This window comes from Nocardioides maradonensis (assembly GCF_054777115.1).
In genome coordinates this window covers 112,714-129,304 of sequence record NZ_BAAHAZ010000011.1, presented here as the reverse complement: position 1 = coordinate 129,304, position 16,591 = coordinate 112,714, and the positions used below count along the sequence as shown (strand labels likewise).

Here is a 16,591-nt window from a genome sequence, read left to right as displayed (position 1 = left end):
TGACCGGGCCTACCGGCATACTCAGGACCAGTCATGACCACTTCACCGCCGCTCTCCGTCGCCCTGCTCACGCTGGGCTGTGCCCGCAACGACGTCGACTCCGAGGAGCTCGCCGGCCGGCTCGCCGCCGACGGCTTCCAGCTCGTCGACGACCCGGAGGACGCCGACACGGTCGTGGTGAACACCTGCGGCTTCGTGGACGCGGCCAAGAAGGACTCGATCGACACCCTGCTCGCCGCGGCCGACCTCAAGGAGACCGGGCGCCCACAGGCCGTCGTGGCCGTCGGCTGCATGGCGGAGCGGTACGGCGACCAGCTCGCCGACTCGCTCCCCGAGGCCGACGCCGTGCTGGGCTTCGACGACTACACCGACATCGGCGCCCGGCTGCGCTCGATCCTGGCCGGCGACAAGCCACACCCGCACACCCCGAAGGACCGGCGGCTGCTGCTGCCGATCACCCCGGCCGAGCGGCAGGGCAGCGACGTCGCGGTGGCCGGGTCGTCCGGCACCCGCACCCGGCTCGACTCCGGCCCGATGGCGCCGCTCAAGCTCGCCAACGGCTGCGACCGGCGCTGCACCTTCTGCGCGATCCCGATGTTCCGCGGCTCCTTCGTCAGCCGGCGGCCCAACGAGGTGCTCGACGAGGCGCGCTGGCTTGCGACCCAGGGCGTCAAGGAGCTCTTCCTCGTCTCGGAGAACAACACCTCCTACGGCAAGGACCTCGGCGACCTGCGGCTGCTCGAGACGATGCTGCCGGAGATCGCCGGCATCGACGGGATCGAGCGGGTCCGGGTCTCCTACCTGCAGCCCGCCGAGACCCGCCCGGGCCTGATCGAGGCCATCGCGGGCACGCCCGGCGTGGCACCGTACTTCGACCTCTCCTTCCAGCACGCCAGCAACCCCGTGTTGCGCCGGATGCGCCGCTTCGGCGATGCGGAGAGCTTCCTCGGCCTGCTCGACCAGGTGCGGACGCTCGCGCCGGCCGCCGGCGTGCGGTCGAACGTGATCGTCGGCTTCCCCGGCGAGACCGAGGAGGACCTGCAGGTGCTCACCGACTTCCTGATCGCCTCCCGGATGGACGTCACCGGCGTGTTCGGCTACTCCGACGAGGACGGCACCGAGGCCGAGGGCTTCGACGGCAAGCTGGACGAGGACGAGATCCGCGCCCGCGTGGAGCACGTCACGGACATCGTCACCGCGGTCAACGCCGAGCGGGCCGAGGACCGGATCGGCGAGGAGGTCGTGGTGCTCGTCGAGTCCCTGGAGTCCGACGAGCCCGACGGTGTGGACACGGTCGAGGGTCGCGCCGCGCACCAGGGCCCCGAGGTGGACGGCACGACCTACGTCTCCGGCCTCGCGTCGCCGCGCATCGGCGACCTGGTGCGCGCCCGGGTGGTGGGCAGCGACGGGGTGGACCTGGTCGCCGAAGCGCTGGGGGACCGGTGACCGAGCAGCCCGCGGTGGAGGCGAAGCCCTCCAACTGGAACATCCCCAACGCGCTGACCACGCTGCGCATCCTGCTGGTGCCGGTCTACGGCTGGGCGCTGCTGCACGACGGCGGAGCCGACATCGGCTGGCGGGTGGCGGCGTACGTCATCTTCTTCATCGCCATGGCGACCGACAAGATCGACGGCGACCTGGCGCGCGCCCGCAACCTGATCACCGACTTCGGCAAGATCGCCGACCCGATCGCCGACAAGGCGATCACCGGGATGGCCTTCATCGGCCTGTCGATCATCATGGACACCTGGTGGATGTGGGCGATCACGGTCGTGGTGCTGGTGCGCGAGTGGTCCGTGACGCTGCTGCGGCTGTCGATCATGAAGTCCGTGGTCATCGCCGCCGCGCGGAGCGGCAAGATCAAGACGCTGGCCCAGGGCCTCGCCCTCGGCGGGCTCACGTTGCCGTGCCTCGAGGCGACCGGCGCGTGGGACGTGCCGGGCAAGGTGATCTACGTGCTGTCGCTGGCGCTGCTCGCCGTCGCGGTCGTCCTGACCGTCACCTCGGGCTACGAGTTCTTCCGCGACGCGGCTCGCCAGCGGAACGCCGTACCTGAGAAGAACCTGAATTCGTAACCAACCCGTTACCGCCGGTTCGGGCCATTTCCATTGCCTGGTCCAGGCCGGCGTGATGGAGTCAGGGCACCCTCCGCCGGGCGAACTCGGGTGTTCCTGCGGATCTTTTTGTTCCCTCGAGCTCGGAGTCCTGCGGATCATGCGTCTCTCGGTACGTCGTGTCGCCATTTTTCTTGCACCCGCCCTGTCCCTGGCCGGCGTCGTCACGCTCGCGCCGACGGCCTCCGCGAACCCGGCGGGGACGGGGTTGGTCATCAACGAGGTCTACGTCAACGGCGGCTCGGCCGGCGCGACCTACGTGAACAAGTACGTCGAGCTCTACAACCCGAGCGCGTCGCCGGCGACCTTCACCGGGTCCATCCAGTACCGATCCGCGACGGGCACCGCCAACGCCTCGTCGAAGATCGACCTCGCCGGGATCACCGTCGCCGGTCACGGCCACTTCCTGGCGATGGGCGCGGCGAACTCGACGAACGGTGCGGCATTGCCGACCCCGGACGCGACGAACACGGGCTTCAGCCCCGGCGGCTCGTCGACGGGCGGCACGATCTTCCTCACCACGACCACGACGCTCGCGAACCCGACGACCGACGCCGGCGTCGTGGACAAGCTCGGCTACGGCACGAGCAACACCCCGGAGGGCACCGTCAAGGCGAGCGGGTACGACATCACCCACAGCCTGTCCCGGACGGCGGGCGCGGACACGGACAACAACGCGGCCGACTTCTCCTCGATCGCGCCCGATCCGCAGAACTCGGCCACGGGCGCCCCCGCGCCGCTCTCGCTGACCAACCCGGGCGACCAGAACGCCCAGGCCGGCGTCGCGACCACCATCAACCTGGCGAGCAAGGCCGCGGGCGGCACTCCGCCGTACACCTGGGGCGCGACCGGCCTCGACGCGGCGGGACTCGGCCTGTCCCTCAACACCACGACCGGCGCCATCACCGGCACGCCGTCGGCGGCCGGCAGCTACCCGGTGACCGTGACGCTCGACGACAGCGCGGGATCGACCCAGCAGACGGCGGGCTTCACCGTCAACGTGGCGGCCGCCGCGACCGTGACGCCGATCCACGTCCTGCAGGGCACCACCGGCCAGTCGACGTACGCGCCGGCCAGCGGCACGGCTCCGGGCACCCAGGTCGTGAGCACCGAGGGCGTCGTCACCGCGGTCTACACGCGGGGCTACAGCTCCACCGGTACGGCGACCTGCGGCTTCTGCGGCTACGTCATCCAGGACCCCAGCGGCGACCTCACCGACAACGCCTCCGACGCGATCTTCGTCTACGGGGGCTCCGGCTTCACCGGCAAGGACTCCACCGGCACCGACCTCGCGCTCGGCCAGTCGGTCCGTGTCACCGGCCGGATCAGCGAGTTCGGCGGCGCGACCGACACCGAGACGCTGACCGAGCTCAACCAGTCCGCGGCACCCGATCCGATCGCGTCGCTGGGCACGATCACCCCGCAGCCGACCGCGCCGACGACGTACGACGCCCGCGAGGCGCACGAGGAGGAGCTGTTCGCCCCGACCGACCTGGTGATCACCGACCACTACAACTTCGAGGGCTTCGGCGAGCTCGGCCTCGCGACCGGTGGCACCGTCCTGCAGCAGCCCGGCCAGATCTGCCGCGACCGTGACACCGCGTGCATCACGGCGGCGCAGGCCGACATCAAGAACCGCGGCTACTTCATGGAGGACGGCACCAACACGACCTTCCTCAGCGCCGCCCAGCACTACCGGCCGCAGGACAGCAAGAACTCCGACATCCCGCTGCCCTTCATCGACAAGACCCACACCGCCCGGGTCGGCGCGCACCTCACCTACCCCGAGGGTGCGGTCCTGCACTTCGCGAACAAGAAGTGGTACCTCGACCCGCCGCGCGCGGTCCTCGCCTCGCACGACGCGGCGGCGCCGGACCTCGGCACGGACGTGGTCCACATCGAGGACACCCGGCCGGCCAACCTCGCGCCGCGGCCGGCTCCGGCGGGCGCCAACATGCGCTTCGCGACGTACAACGTCGAGAACTTCTTCTCCGTCCCGATGGACGAGTTCGCCGCGGCCAACCCGTGGTACGCGTCGTCCGGCAAGGGCTGCGAGTACGACTACGACCGCGCCGGCAACGGCATCCTGGCCTACCAGTGCACCAACCCGACCGGCATCGCGTCCGCCTGGGACCCGGTGACCGGGGCGGTCACGGCGTACAAGCCCGGGCTGGCGAACGCGCCGCGCGGGGCCGGCCGGCAGCAGGACCTCGACCGGCAGACGAACAAGATCGTCACTGCCATCAACGAGCTCGGGGCGGACGTCGTCGCGCTCGAGGAGATCGGCAACCCGAACAAGCTCAAGATGGGTGTCACGAGCTCGCCGCTCAACCCCGACCTGAGCAACACCAAGGACCAGGGCCAGGGCACGGCCATCGAGTGGCGCGACGCGACGCTGTCCTACCTGGTCGAGCACCTCAACGCCGCGCTCCCGGACGGCGCCGACAAGTGGGCCTTCACCGCGTCTCCCGAGGAGACCACCGACGCGACGTCGGTCCCCGGGCTGTGCTCGACCGTCCAGCCCAACGGCACCCCGGTCCCCGGCCCGGCCAACCTGGCCGGCACCTGCTCGTACGCCTCGGGCCAGGACGTCATCCGCTCGGCCTTCATCTACAAGGTCTCGAAGGTCGTGCCGGTCGGGCCCGGAGACCTGGACCTGCCGGGCTACACGGTCAACGGCACGCCGGACCCGTGGGGCAACCACGTCTTCGCGCCCAACGCCTCGCCGTTCGACAACGCGCGCGAGCCGTTCGCGCAGTACTTCAAGCCCGTCGGTGCGGCGAACGACGAGGGCTTCGCGCTGATCGTCAACCACTTCAAGTCCAAGGGCGACGCCGACCCGCCGGCCGGCCCGGCGACCGGCGGCGACGCCAACGACCCGCTGCACGGTGCGTTCAACGCGAGCCGCGTGGCGCAGTCCCGGGAGCTGATGCGCTTCGCGAACGAGTTCGCGGGCAAGCACCACACCGACAAGGTCTTCCTGCTCGGCGACTTCAACGCGTACTCCGGTGAGGACCCGATCACCACGATCGAGGACGCCGACGACACCGTCGACCCGCTGGACTTCAAGGAGATCCACTCCGACGACCCGAAGGACACCAGCTACGTCTTCACGACGACGGTGGACGGCATCGGGTACGGCGGTGCGGGCTCGCTCGACCACATCTTCGCCAGCGCCGGCGCTCGGGCCCTCAGCCCCCGCACCGACATTTGGGAGATCAACGCCAACGAGCCGGACATCTACGACTACGGCCGGTACAACACCAACAAGACCGACTTCTTCGACGGCTCGACGCCCTGGCGCGGATCGGACCACAACCCCGAGGTGGTCGACCTCGACCTGCCGAGCGCCGGCGAGGCCCCGAAGGTCACCGACGTCCAGATCGTCGGCGTCAACGACTTCCACGGTCGCCTGATCGCCGACGCCGCGGACGGCGGCGCGTCGCCGCTGGCCAGCGCGGTGTCGTCGCTGCGCGGGACCTACGGCGCGGACCACACCGTGTTCGCCTCCGCCGGTGACAACGTGGGCGCGTCGATCTTCGAGTCCTTCACCCAGAAGGACAAGCCCACCCTCGACGCGCTCAACGCCATGGACCTGCAGGTCTCCGCGGTCGGCAACCACGAGTTCGACCACGGCGTGAGCGACCTGCTCGACCGGATCGAGCAGCCGAAGAGCGCCGGCAACCCCTACGGTGCGGACGACCCGCTGACCTGGGGCAGCTACCTCGCCGCCAACGTCGTGTGGTCGCGGACCGAGGACGGCCACACCGCCGGTGACCCGATCACGGCACCGACCCGGATGATCTCGGTCCCGAACAGCCTCAGCGGTACGCCGATCAGGATCGGCTTCATCGGTGCGGTCACCTCCGACCTGCCGTCGCTGCAGAGCCCCGCGAACCTCCAGGGCGTCTCGGTGCTCGACACCGGCGCCACCGTGGCCAAGATCAACGAGTACGCCGCGCAGCTGAAGGCCGCCGGCGCGAACCTGGTCGTGCTGCTCGACCACGAGGGCGCGGCGACGACCGACTGCAGCACCATGCAGTCCGCCGGTACGGCGTTCTCGTCGGTCATCAACGGCGTGAGCCCGGACGTCGACGCGATCCTGTCCGGCCACACGCACCTGGAGTACGCCTGCCAGTTCCCGGTCGACGCCTGGCAGGGCCGGCCCATCACGGCCCGTCCGGTCATGCAGGCGGCGTCCTACGGCACCGCCCTCGACCAGCTCGTCTACTCCTTCGATGCGAGCAACAACCCGGTCGACCTGATCGAGGACAACGTCGGCGTGAAGGGGCCGTCGGGCGCCCTGTTCAGCTTCGGCAGGAACGCCGCGGTACAGCCGATCGTCGACCAGGCGATCGCCGACTCGCAGGTCGCCGGTGCCCAGGTGCTCGGCCGGATGTCGGCGCCGATGTACCGCTCGAAGCTGAGCGACGGCACCGACAACCGCGGTGGTGAGTCCGTGCTCGGCAACCAGATCGCCGAGATCCAGCGCTGGGCCACGGCCGACGCGCAGCACGGCGACGCGCAGATCGCGTTCATGAACCCCGGCGGTCTGCGTGCCGACGCGCTCGGCACCGCGGACAACGGCGCGTACGACCTGACCTACCGTCAGGCCGCCGACGTCCAGCCGTTCGCGAACGAGCTCGTCAACATGCGGCTCACCGGCGCCCAGATCAAGAAGGTGCTGGAGGAGCAGTGGCAGCGCGACGCGCACGGGAACATCCCGGCGCGCCCGTTCCTGAAGCTCGGCACCAGCTTGGGGTTCAGCTACACCTACACCGAGGCGCAGGACCCGTCGAAGCCCACCGGCGCTCTGCTCGGCACGGTCACCGGCATGTGGCTGGACGGGCACCCGATCGACCCGGAGGCGACGTACTCGGTGACGGTGAACAGCTTCCTCGCCACCGGCGGTGACAACTTCTGGGAGCTGGCCAACGGCACCCAGAAGCAGGACACCGAGCTGACCGACCTGCAGGCACAGGTCGACTACATGGAGCAGCAGTACGCCGACACGCCGCTCCCCGTCGACTCCTCGCAGCGCGGCATCCGGGTGACGTTCCCGGCCGACGCGCCGGCGGACTACGGCCCGGGCGACACCGTCACCCTCGACCTGGGCTCGCTCGACATGAACGCCCCGTCGGCGGTCCAGGACGACACCGTCAGCATCAAGGTCGGCAGCGACGTGGTGGCGTCCGACATCGCCGTCACCCACGGCAACGGCACGACCCCGGACGACCACTGGGGCACCGCCCACGTGACGTTCGTGGTCCCCGCGGACGCGCCGAGGACAGCACGGGTCCACGTCGTCGGTACGACGACCGGAACCGACATCACGCTGCCCGTCAGCCTCCGCGGCCTGCCGCCGCTGACCACGGCCACGCCGACGATCGACAACACCAGCCCGCGGGCCGGTGACACCCTCACCGCCAGCCCGGGGAACTGGGGTCCGGGCACGGTCACCTTCGGCTACCAGTGGCTGGCCGACGGCGCGCCGATCGACGGCGCCACCGCGGCGGCGTACACCGTCGTGAGCGGCGACGTGGGCACGAAGATCGCGGTCGCGGTCACCGGCACCGAGGACGGCTACACGTCGTCGACCGTGACGTCGGCCGAGACTGCGGCGGTGACGCCGGCGCTCCCGACCGTGACGGGCAGCGACACCGTGCAGGTGTACGGCCAGGCGGGGTCGATGAGCGTGACCGTCAGCGGCGCCCTCGGCACGCCGACGGGCACGGTCACCCTCACCGCCGGTGGCGTCCAGCTCGGCAGCGCGCCTGTGGGCCCCGACGGCAGCGCCACGGTCCCGATCGCCGCGAAGAGCCTGGCCGCCAGCGGTACGCCGTACCAGGTGACGATCGGCTACGGCGGTGACGCGACGTACGCCGCCACCCCCGCCACCGCCTCGCTCACCGTCGGACGGGCGACCGCGACCGTGACCGGGACGCCGACGACCCAGAAGTACGGGAAGACGGCGACGATGAAGGTCACCGTGGCCGCGGACGGGGTCGTGCCCACCGGCACGGTCGCGCTGAGCTCGGGCTCGGTGCAGCTCGGCCGGGGCACGCTCGGTGCCGACGGCACGGTCGTCGTGACGGTGCCGGCGAAGACGCTCGCGCCGCGCACGACGCCGTACCCGGTGACGATCACGTACGCCGGTGACACCTCCGTGCAGGCCGGCACCGGCTCGGCCCCGCTCACGGTCGTCAAGGGGGCGGTGAAGGTCGGCGGGCACGCCACGACCAGCCGCGTGGTGGTCAAGCGGACGAAGGTCGGCATCGCGGTGACGGTGGTCAACACGGACGGTGTCGTCGCGACAGGCACTGTGTCGGTGTCCGGGCCCGGGGCGACCCGGGTGACCGGCACGCTGGCCGGGGGCCGGGCGACGCTGCGGCTGAAGCCCTTCGCCACGACCGGCACCAAGCGGCTGACGATCACCTACGCCGGCAGCAGCCTGCTGATCGGCGGCAGCGCGACCGTCATGCTCCAGGTGGTCAAGGGGTAACGTCCCGGCATGACGAATGCTGACGACCTGGTCAGGATCCTCGGTGGCGAGGGGCTCACCCTCGCCACCGCGGAGTCGCTCACCGGAGGGCAGCTGGCCGCGCTGCTGACCGGCGTACCCGGGTCCTCCCAGGTGTACGGCGGCGGCGTGGTCAGCTACGCCACCTCGGTCAAGATCGACGTCCTCGGCGTGCCCGAGGAGCTCGTCGCCGAGCACGGCGTCGTGTCGGCGGAGTGCGCCGCCGCGATGGCCGAGTCGGTCCGCGAGCTGCTGGGGTCCGACATCGGGCTCAGCACCACCGGCGTGGCCGGCCCCGAGCGCCAGGAGGACAAGCCCGTCGGAACGGTGTTCATCGGGGTCGCGTCGGAGGCCGGGACGAAGGTCGTGCCGTTGTCGCTGACCGGGGACCGGGCGTCGATCCAGCGGCAGGTCGTCGAGGCGGCCGTCGACGCCGCCGTCGCCCACCTCGGGTGAGTCCTGCTCAGGAACATCCGGGCCTCGGGTAGCGTTGGCAGCACAGCAGGTGTGCACACGGCACACAGGATGGTGAAGGACCGATCGGGTCGAGGGGAGACGACGATGGCGCTGTTCCGGGAACGGCTCGGTGACGTGCTGCGCGGCCGTCGCACCGAGCTCGGTCTGACGCTGCGCCAGCTGTCCGCCCTCGCGCGGGTCAGCCTCGGCTACATCTCCGAGATCGAGCGGGGACAGAAGGAGGCGAGCTCGGAGCTGCTCGCCTCGCTGTGCGACGCCCTCGACGTGCCGCTGTCGGTCGTCCTGCGCGACGTCGCGGACGCCGTGGCCGTGGAGGAGGCCGCTTCCGCGCCGACCCCGATCACGCCGCGGATCCCCGCAGCCGTGGTGGCGTCTGCCGCCTGATCGGTCGGTCCGCGCCGGGTGACCGGTGTCTCGGAACGATCCACCGGTCGTCGTACGTTCTCCGAACATGCACAGCCACTTCAACGGACTCAAGACCGCCGGCCTGCTCGCCGGGATCTTCGCGCTGCTGCTGGCGGTGGGTGGCGCGATCTCCGGTGCCACCGGCAACTCGGCGTTCATCTGGATCTTCGCGCTGATCGGCGTCGGCACCACGGCGTACGGCTACTGGAACTCCGACAAGATCGCGATCCGGGCGATGCGCGCCTACCCGGTCACCGAGGCGCAGCAGCCCGCGATGTACCGCATCGTCCGTGACCTGTCCGCGACCGCGGGCCAGCCGATGCCGGCGCTGTTCGTCTCGCCGACCCAGGCGCCGAACGCGTTCGCCACCGGTCGCAACCCGCAGCACGCCGCGGTCTGCTGCACCGAGGGCATCCTCGCGCTGCTCGACGAGCGCGAGCTGCGCGGTGTGCTCGGCCACGAGCTGATGCACGTCTACAACCGCGACATCCTCACCTCGTCGGTCGCGGCAGCGGTCGCCGGCGTGATCACCTCGGTCGCGCAGATGATGATGTTCGCCTCGATGTTCGGCGGCGGCAGCAGCAACGACGAGGACCGTCCGAATCCCTTCGTGCTGATCCTGATGTCCCTGCTCGCCCCGATCGCCGCCTCGGTGATCCAGATGGCGATCAGCCGGACCCGTGAGTACGACGCCGACGAGGACGGCTCGAAGCTCACCGGCGACCCGCTCGCCCTCGCGTCCGCGCTGCGCAAGCTCGAGTACGGCACTGCCCGGGCGCCGCTGGCCCCGACCCCGCAGCTGCAGAACGCCGCGCACATGATGATCGCCAACCCGTTCCGGGCCCAGGACGTCTCGCGGCTGTTCTCCACGCACCCGCCGACCGAGGACCGGATCGCGCGGTTGCAGCGGATGGCGGGGCAGGCTCGCTAGCTGCGCAGCCGCAGCCCGCGCGGGGTCGCGACGAACCCCGCCGCCCCCAACGCCTCGCGCAGCGGGGTGGAGCTGCCGAGCAGGGGAGCGCCGTCTGCCTTCTCGACGGTGAGTCGGCCCAGGTTGCCGCGGCGTACGGCGGTGGACAGCGCCTCCGCCGCCGGGGTGAGCTGGTCGGGCACATCCGACCAGGTGAGCAGGGTGCGGCCGCCGCGCTCGACGTACAGGACGAGCTCTCCGTCGACGAGGACCACGATGGCGCCGGCCTTGCGCCCGGGGCGGTGGCCACCCTCGCCGGTCTCCGGCCACGGCAGCGCCGCGCCGTAGGGGTTCGCCGGGTCCGTCGCGGCCAGCGCGACCGCGATCGGCTTGTCGCCGACGGCGGTGTGGGTGCGCAGCCGGTCGACGGCGCCGGGCGTGGCGAACTGGGCCGCCCCGAGACCCTCCACGAAGTAGCCGCGGCGGCACCGGCCCGAGTCCTCGAACGCGGTCAGCACCCGGTAGACCGCCGCGAACCCGCCGGCCACGCCCTCGCTCGTCACCGCGCCGCGGGTGACCACGCCGTGCCGGTCCAGCAGCCGCTCGGCCGTCGCGTGGGCGCGCCGGGTCGGGTCGGCGTCGATCGCCGGCAGCAGCGACCAGCGCCCGGCGGTCTCGGGCGGCCCGGTCCGGCTGACCCGGCCGGGGCGCCCTGCCGAGGCCCGCGACCGGTGCGTCGCCGACCCGTTGCGGGTCAGCGCGCGCAAGGGCGTGAGCGTGTCGTTGGTGACGTGACCCGCCCAGACCAGCGACCAGAGAGCCGCGCTGAGCGTGGCGTCGTCGGGCGCGTCTTCGCCCGCGGCACGCGAGGCGACGGCCACCTGGTCGCTGAGCTGCCGGAAGAACCAGGCGCCGCCGGGCGCCAGGGCGTCGAGGATCCGCTGCTCCAACGGCCCGTCGACCGGGCCGGGCTCGGGCAGGGTGAGCGTCGCCTGGTCGGCCAGGTGCAGCGAGACCCAGCCGTCGGCGCCGGCGAGGGCACCGTGCCCGGCCCACACCACCTCACCCGTCGCCGTCAGCTCGTCGAGGTACGCCGGTTCGAAGTCCCGCACCCGCGCCCCGAGGACGAGCGACTCCAGCGCGCTGGCCGGCACCGGTACGCCGGCCAGCTGCTCGACCGCGGCCACGACCCCGTCGATGCCGCGCAGAGCGCCCTTCGTGGTCGAGATCCGCTGCCAGGAGAGCGCGAACCGCGCGAGCGTGGCCGGCGGCACCGGCTCGATCTCCTGCCGCAGCCGGGCCAGGGAGCGGCGTCGAAGCCGGCGCAGCACCTCGGCGTCGCACCACTCCAGGCTGTCGGACGACGCGGTCGGCCGGAACTCGCCGGACACGACGCGGCCCTGGCCCTCGAGCCGCTGCAGGGTGTGCCGCACGACCGCGACGCCCAGCCCGAGCCGAGCGGCCACCTCGCCGACCAGGAAGGGGCCATGGGTGCGGGCGTAGCGCCCGATCAGGTCGGCGAGCGGGTCGTCGACGGGCTCGGTGAACGCTGCTGGCACGCCCGGCGGCACCGGCACGCCGAGGCCGTCCCGCAAGCGGGCGACGTCCTCGACGACGGCCCAGGCCTCGCCGTATGGCATCCGCACGGGCACGACCCGCCGGGCGTCGGCCAGGCCGTCGAGCAGGTCGAGGTCCAGGCCCTCGACGACCCGGGCCGCGATCTCATCGGTCGTCAGCGGGCCGAGGAGCCGGAGCAGGTCCACGACCCCCTCGGCGTCCCGCGCTCGGCGCTCCGGCGCGGTGCGTTGCAGCTCGGCCTCGACCTCGTCGAGCACCGTGGGGTCGAGCAGCTCGCGCAGCTCCGCGCGACCGAGCAGCTCGGCCAGCAGGCCCTGGTCGAGGGTGAGCGCGGCGGCCCGCCGCTCGGCGATGGGGGAGTCGCCCTCGTAGAGGTACTGGGCGACGTACCCGAACAGCAGCGTCCGTGCGTACGGCGACGGCTGCACCGTCTCGACCTCGGCCACGCTGATCTCGCGCGACTCGATCCGGCGCAGCAGGGTGGTCAGCCCGGGCAGGTCGTAGACGTCGTTGAGGCACTCCCGCACCGTCTCGAGCAGGATCGGGAAGGCCGGGTAGCGCGCGGCGACCTGGAGCAGCGCGGCGGCCCGCTGCCGCTGCTGCCACAGCGGTGAGCGGCGACCGGGGTCGCGCCGGGGCAGCAGCAGCGCTCGCGCTGCGCTCTCCCGGAAGCGCGAGGCGAACAGCGCTGAACCGCCCACCTCGCGGGTGACGATCTCCGCGATCTCGTCGGCGTCGAACACGACCAGGTCGGCACCCGGCGGCGCCGCGTCGGTATCGGGGATGCGGATCACGATGCCGTCGTCGGCGGCGAGCGCCTGACCGTCGACCCCGTAGCGCTCGTGCAGCCGCGCGTTGATCGCGAGCGCCCACGGGCCGTGCACGGCCTGCCCGTACGGCGAGTGCACGACCAGCCGCCAGTCGCCGAGCTCGTCGCGGAACCGCTCGACGACGAGTGTCGTGTCGGTGGGCAGCTGCCGGGTCGCGTCGGCCTGCTCGCGGAGATAGGCGACCAGGTTGGCCGCGGCGTACTCGTCGAGGCCCTCGGCCCGCACCCTCTCGATCGCCGCGGGATCGGGCAGCGCCCCGAGCTCGCGGGTGAAGCCGCCGATCGCCTCGCCGAGCTCCGCCGGGCGGCCGGGGTTGTCGCCCTTCCAGAACGGCAACCGGGCCGGTACGCCGGGAGCCGGCGTGACGATGACCCGGTCGTGGGTGATGTCCTCGATCCGCCAGCTGGTCGCACCCAGCGCGAACACGTCGCCGACCCGGCTCTCGTAGACCATCTCCTCGTCCAGCTCGCCCACCCGGCGCCCGACCCCCTCGCCGGCGATGAAGACGCCGAACAGGCCGCGGTCGGGGATCGTGCCGCCGCTGGTCACCGCGAGCCGCTGCGCTCCCGGCCGCCCGGTGATCCGGCCGGTGACGCGGTCCCAGGTGATGCGCGGGCGCAGCTCGGCGAACTCATCGCTCGGGTAGCGCCCGGCCAGCAGGTCCAGCACGGCCTCGTACGCCGAGCGGGGGAGCGTGGCGTACGGAGCGGACCGCCGGACCGTCTCGAAGAGCTCCTCGACGTCCCACTCGTCGACGGCCGTCGCCGCCACGACCTGCTGGGCCAGCACGTCGAGCGGGTTGGCAGGGATCCGCAGCGACTCGATGTCGCCGGTGCGCATCCGGCTCACTGACACCGCCGCAGGCACCAGGTCGCCGCGGTGCTGCGGGAAGAACACGCCGCGGGAGACCTCGCCGACCTGGTGGCCCGCCCGGCCGACGCGCTGCAGGGCGCTGGCCACGCTCGGCGGCGACGCGATCTGCACGACCCGGTCGACGGCGCCCATGTCGATGCCGAGCTCGAGGCTGCTGGTCGCGACCACGGCCGGCAACCGGCCGGACTTCAGGTCGTCCTCGACGAGGGCGCGCTGCTCCTTGGAGACCGAGCCGTGGTGGGTGCGGGCGAGCAGCGGCGCCGACCCGACCGAGGCGCCGGACTGCGCCATCACCTGGGCGGGTGGCGGCAGCCCGACGGCACTCTCCCCGGCGGCGATCTCGTTGAGGCGCGCGGTCAGCCGCTCCGCCGTACGACGCCCGTTGGTGAACACGATCGTGGACCGGCTCTCGCCGATCAGGTCGGCCACCCGCTGCTCGACGTGCGGCCAGATGCTCGGGCGCTGGGCCGGCCCGTCCAGCTCCTCCTCGATCGCGCTCTGCTGGGGGAGCGCGGTCATGTCCTCGACGGGGACCTCGACGCGGAGGTCCCACTGCTTGTTCGCCGGCGGCGCGACGATCTCGACCGGCTCGGGGCCGCCGAGGAAGCGGGCGACCTCCTCGGTCGGCCGGACCGTCGCCGAGAGCCCGATCCGCTGGGCCGGGGTCGGGAGCAGGGCGTCGAGCCGGGCGAGGCTGAGCGCCAGGTGGGCGCCGCGCTTGGTGCCGGCCACCGCGTGCACCTCGTCGACGATGACCGCCTCGACGCCGCGCAGCGTCTCGCGCGCCTGGCTGGTGAGCATCAGGAACAGCGACTCGGGCGTGGTGATCAGGATGTCGGGCGGCTTCGTGGCCAGCGCCCGGCGCTCGTTGGCGGGCGTGTCGCCGGAGCGCACGCCGACGGTGAGCTCGGGCAGGTCGGGCAGCCCGAGGCGGGCGGCGGTCTGGCGGATCCCCGCCAACGGGGCGCGCAGGTTGCGCTCGACGTCGACGGCGAGCGCCTTGAGCGGGCTGACGTAGAGGACCCGGGTGCGGTGCTTCCGGTCGGCGGGCGGCGCGGTGGTCAGCAGCCGGTCGATGCTCGCCAGGAACGCGCTCAGCGTCTTGCCGGACCCGGTGGGAGCGACGACGAGGGTGTGCCGGTCCTGGGCGATGGCGTGCCAGGCGCCGGCCTGGGCAGGCGTCGGCTCCGCGAACGCCGCGCGGAACCACGCGCGGGTCGCCTCGCTGAAGCCCGCCAGGGCGTCCTCCTCGACCACCCGCCCATCCTCCCGCACAGCACCGACAGGCCGTTCCGCAGTTGCCCGCACTGAGGCCGCCGAGGACACTGCGGTCATGGAGTCGCCGGCGAATCCCACTGCGAGGGAGCAGCGGCTGCGCATCCTTCGCCAGGGGTTGGTCGCGATCGGGCTGATCCTCGTGGGTTCCTTCGTCGGGTGGCTCCTCCGCCCACAGCCCTCACTCCCGCCGCCGACCCAGACGTATGGCCAGTACGTCCCGATCACGCCCGACGGGGTCTGCGCCGGTCCGCGGCTGCGGCCGTTCGTGCCGACCTCGATCCGGGTCGTCGGACGCACGCAGCGCGTCTACCCGGTGCCCCGCACCGCCGACGGCGTGATGGGCGTGCTTTCCCACACCGACAAGACGGACTTCGCGACCGACCAGGACGGCGTCGAGGCGGGCGCACGTCACGGCCGGGTCCTGCTCAACACCCACACCTGGCCGGACGGCAGCGCGATGGGCAACCGCCTGCTCGCGCACCTGCACGTCGGCGACCGGATCGTCCTGCGCGGCCGTGGGCAGGTCGCCTGCTACCGCGTGACCTCCCGCGAGCAGGTCCTCGCGAGCAACGGCTACCCCGGGTGGGACCGCACGACAGGCCGGCCCCAGGTCGTCATCGTGGTCTGCTCGGGCACGCGGCTGGGCCCGGGGGACTGGACCCACCGGACCCTCTGGTTCGCGGACCGCTACTTCGGCGGCAGCGAGCCGGCGTAGCCGACACCCCGCTTCACCCACTCCTCGAGCACGGCGTCGTCGGCGACGACGTCGTCGGCGACCCGAAGCCAGCCGGTCATGGTCCGGCCGCGCATCTCCATCGGCTCGGCCGGCGTCGTCTGGATCAGCTCGTCGCCCTCGTCGGGGTCGACGCGCACCATCAGGCCGCCCTGACCGCTCGCCGCGACGGCCATGTTCCCGCCGATCAGGAACGCCAGGCCGCCGAACATCTTCTTCTCGCTGAGCCCCGGCTCACCCTCGACCAGGTCGCGGATGCGGCCGGCCAGCACCTCGTCGTACGCCATGCAAGGGAGGGTACGGCGGACCGGGGACAGTCCTCAGCCGCGCCAGCCCGGGTCGCGGCCGATGAAGGCCACGAACCGGTCCTGCGCCGACGCGTCGTCGGGCACCTCGACCCGCGGCCCGAACTGGCCGCTGCTGCGCAGGACCTCGTCCATCGGCTCCATGGCCACCAGCGCCTCCGCACACCGCTCCTCACCGAGGTCGATGTCGCGGCCCAAGGCCTTGGCGAGGTCCCACGAGTGCATCCACACGTCACCGGTGTAGAACCGGTCGACGGCTGTCGCGATCGTCAGCGTGCCGAACATCGGGCTCTCGAACTCGCGGTCGCCCTCGGTCTCGAGCAGCTGCTGGACATCCGCGGCCCGCTGGTCCCAGGCTGCCACGGGGTCGATCCCGTCGACGGCCGGCAGGATCGTGCCGGTGCGCTCGAGGAAGTCCGGGAGCCAATCGATCAGGTGGTAGACGACGTCGCGCGCCGTCCACTCCTGGACCGGCGACGGACGGGTCCAGTCCTCGGTCGACGCGGAGGCGACGAGCTCGCCGAAGCGGGCGGCGTCCCGGGCGTGGTTCTGTGCTGCGCTCATCGCG

The 16,591-nt window shown here is 72.2% G+C and carries 10 protein-coding genes; 7 read left to right on the top strand and 3 right to left on the bottom strand.

Features of this window, described 5'->3' with window-relative positions:
• Positions 1 to 33 precede the first annotated feature (33 nt).
• The 6 genes from rimO (at position 34) to htpX (ending at position 10,447) form a co-directional block, all read left to right on the top strand.
• Positions 34 to 1,446 carry a 30S ribosomal protein S12 methylthiotransferase RimO gene (gene rimO / locus ACYVAQ_RS14660; RefSeq protein ID WP_460790840.1) on the top strand — a complete coding sequence of 471 codons (1,413 nt, stop codon included), beginning with the start codon at positions 34 to 36 and terminating at the stop codon, positions 1,444 to 1,446.
• On the top strand, positions 1,443 to 2,075 hold the full coding sequence (locus ACYVAQ_RS14655; protein WP_460790837.1) for a CDP-alcohol phosphatidyltransferase family protein: 633 nt from the start codon (positions 1,443 to 1,445) through the stop codon (positions 2,073 to 2,075). Before rimO ends, ACYVAQ_RS14655 begins: the two co-directional genes overlap by 4 nt.
• A gap of 139 nt (positions 2,076 to 2,214) precedes the next feature.
• A complete protein-coding gene (locus tag ACYVAQ_RS14650) occupies positions 2,215 to 8,616 on the top strand; it encodes an ExeM/NucH family extracellular endonuclease (RefSeq protein WP_460790835.1) in 6,402 nt (2,133 codons plus the stop codon).
• Between the two features lie 9 nt (positions 8,617 to 8,625).
• On the top strand, positions 8,626 to 9,090 hold the full coding sequence (locus ACYVAQ_RS14645; RefSeq protein WP_460790831.1) for a CinA family protein: 465 nt from the start codon (positions 8,626 to 8,628) through the stop codon (positions 9,088 to 9,090).
• 105 nt (positions 9,091 to 9,195) lie between these two features.
• Entirely contained in the window at positions 9,196 to 9,495 is a 300-nt protein-coding gene (locus ACYVAQ_RS14640; RefSeq protein ID WP_460790829.1) for a helix-turn-helix domain-containing protein, read from the top strand.
• A 67-nt stretch (positions 9,496 to 9,562) separates the two neighbouring features.
• On the top strand, positions 9,563 to 10,447 hold the full coding sequence (gene htpX / locus ACYVAQ_RS14635) for a zinc metalloprotease HtpX (protein WP_460790827.1): 885 nt from the start codon (positions 9,563 to 9,565) through the stop codon (positions 10,445 to 10,447).
• On the opposite strand, the gene ACYVAQ_RS14630 is transcribed toward htpX, so the two are convergent.
• Positions 10,444 to 15,042, bottom strand: coding sequence for an ATP-dependent helicase (locus ACYVAQ_RS14630; RefSeq protein ID WP_460790825.1), 4,599 nt, complete (start codon positions 15,040 to 15,042; stop codon positions 10,444 to 10,446). The two genes, htpX and ACYVAQ_RS14630, sit on opposite strands and share 4 nt — an antisense overlap.
• Between ACYVAQ_RS14630 and ACYVAQ_RS14625 the strand changes: the two genes are divergently transcribed.
• Entirely contained in the window at positions 15,041 to 15,700 is a 660-nt protein-coding gene (locus ACYVAQ_RS14625) for a class F sortase (RefSeq protein WP_460790822.1), read from the top strand. The genes ACYVAQ_RS14630 and ACYVAQ_RS14625 overlap by 2 nt on opposite strands.
• Here ACYVAQ_RS14625 and ACYVAQ_RS14620 read toward each other — a convergent pair.
• Positions 15,673 to 16,005, bottom strand: coding sequence for a TfoX/Sxy family protein (locus tag ACYVAQ_RS14620; protein WP_460790819.1), 333 nt, complete (start codon positions 16,003 to 16,005; stop codon positions 15,673 to 15,675). The genes ACYVAQ_RS14625 and ACYVAQ_RS14620 overlap by 28 nt on opposite strands.
• A 33-nt stretch (positions 16,006 to 16,038) precedes the next feature.
• Positions 16,039 to 16,587, bottom strand: a complete 549-nt coding sequence (locus tag ACYVAQ_RS14615; protein WP_460790817.1) for a TIGR03086 family metal-binding protein — start codon at positions 16,585 to 16,587, stop codon at positions 16,039 to 16,041.
• Positions 16,588 to 16,591 lie beyond the last annotated feature (4 nt).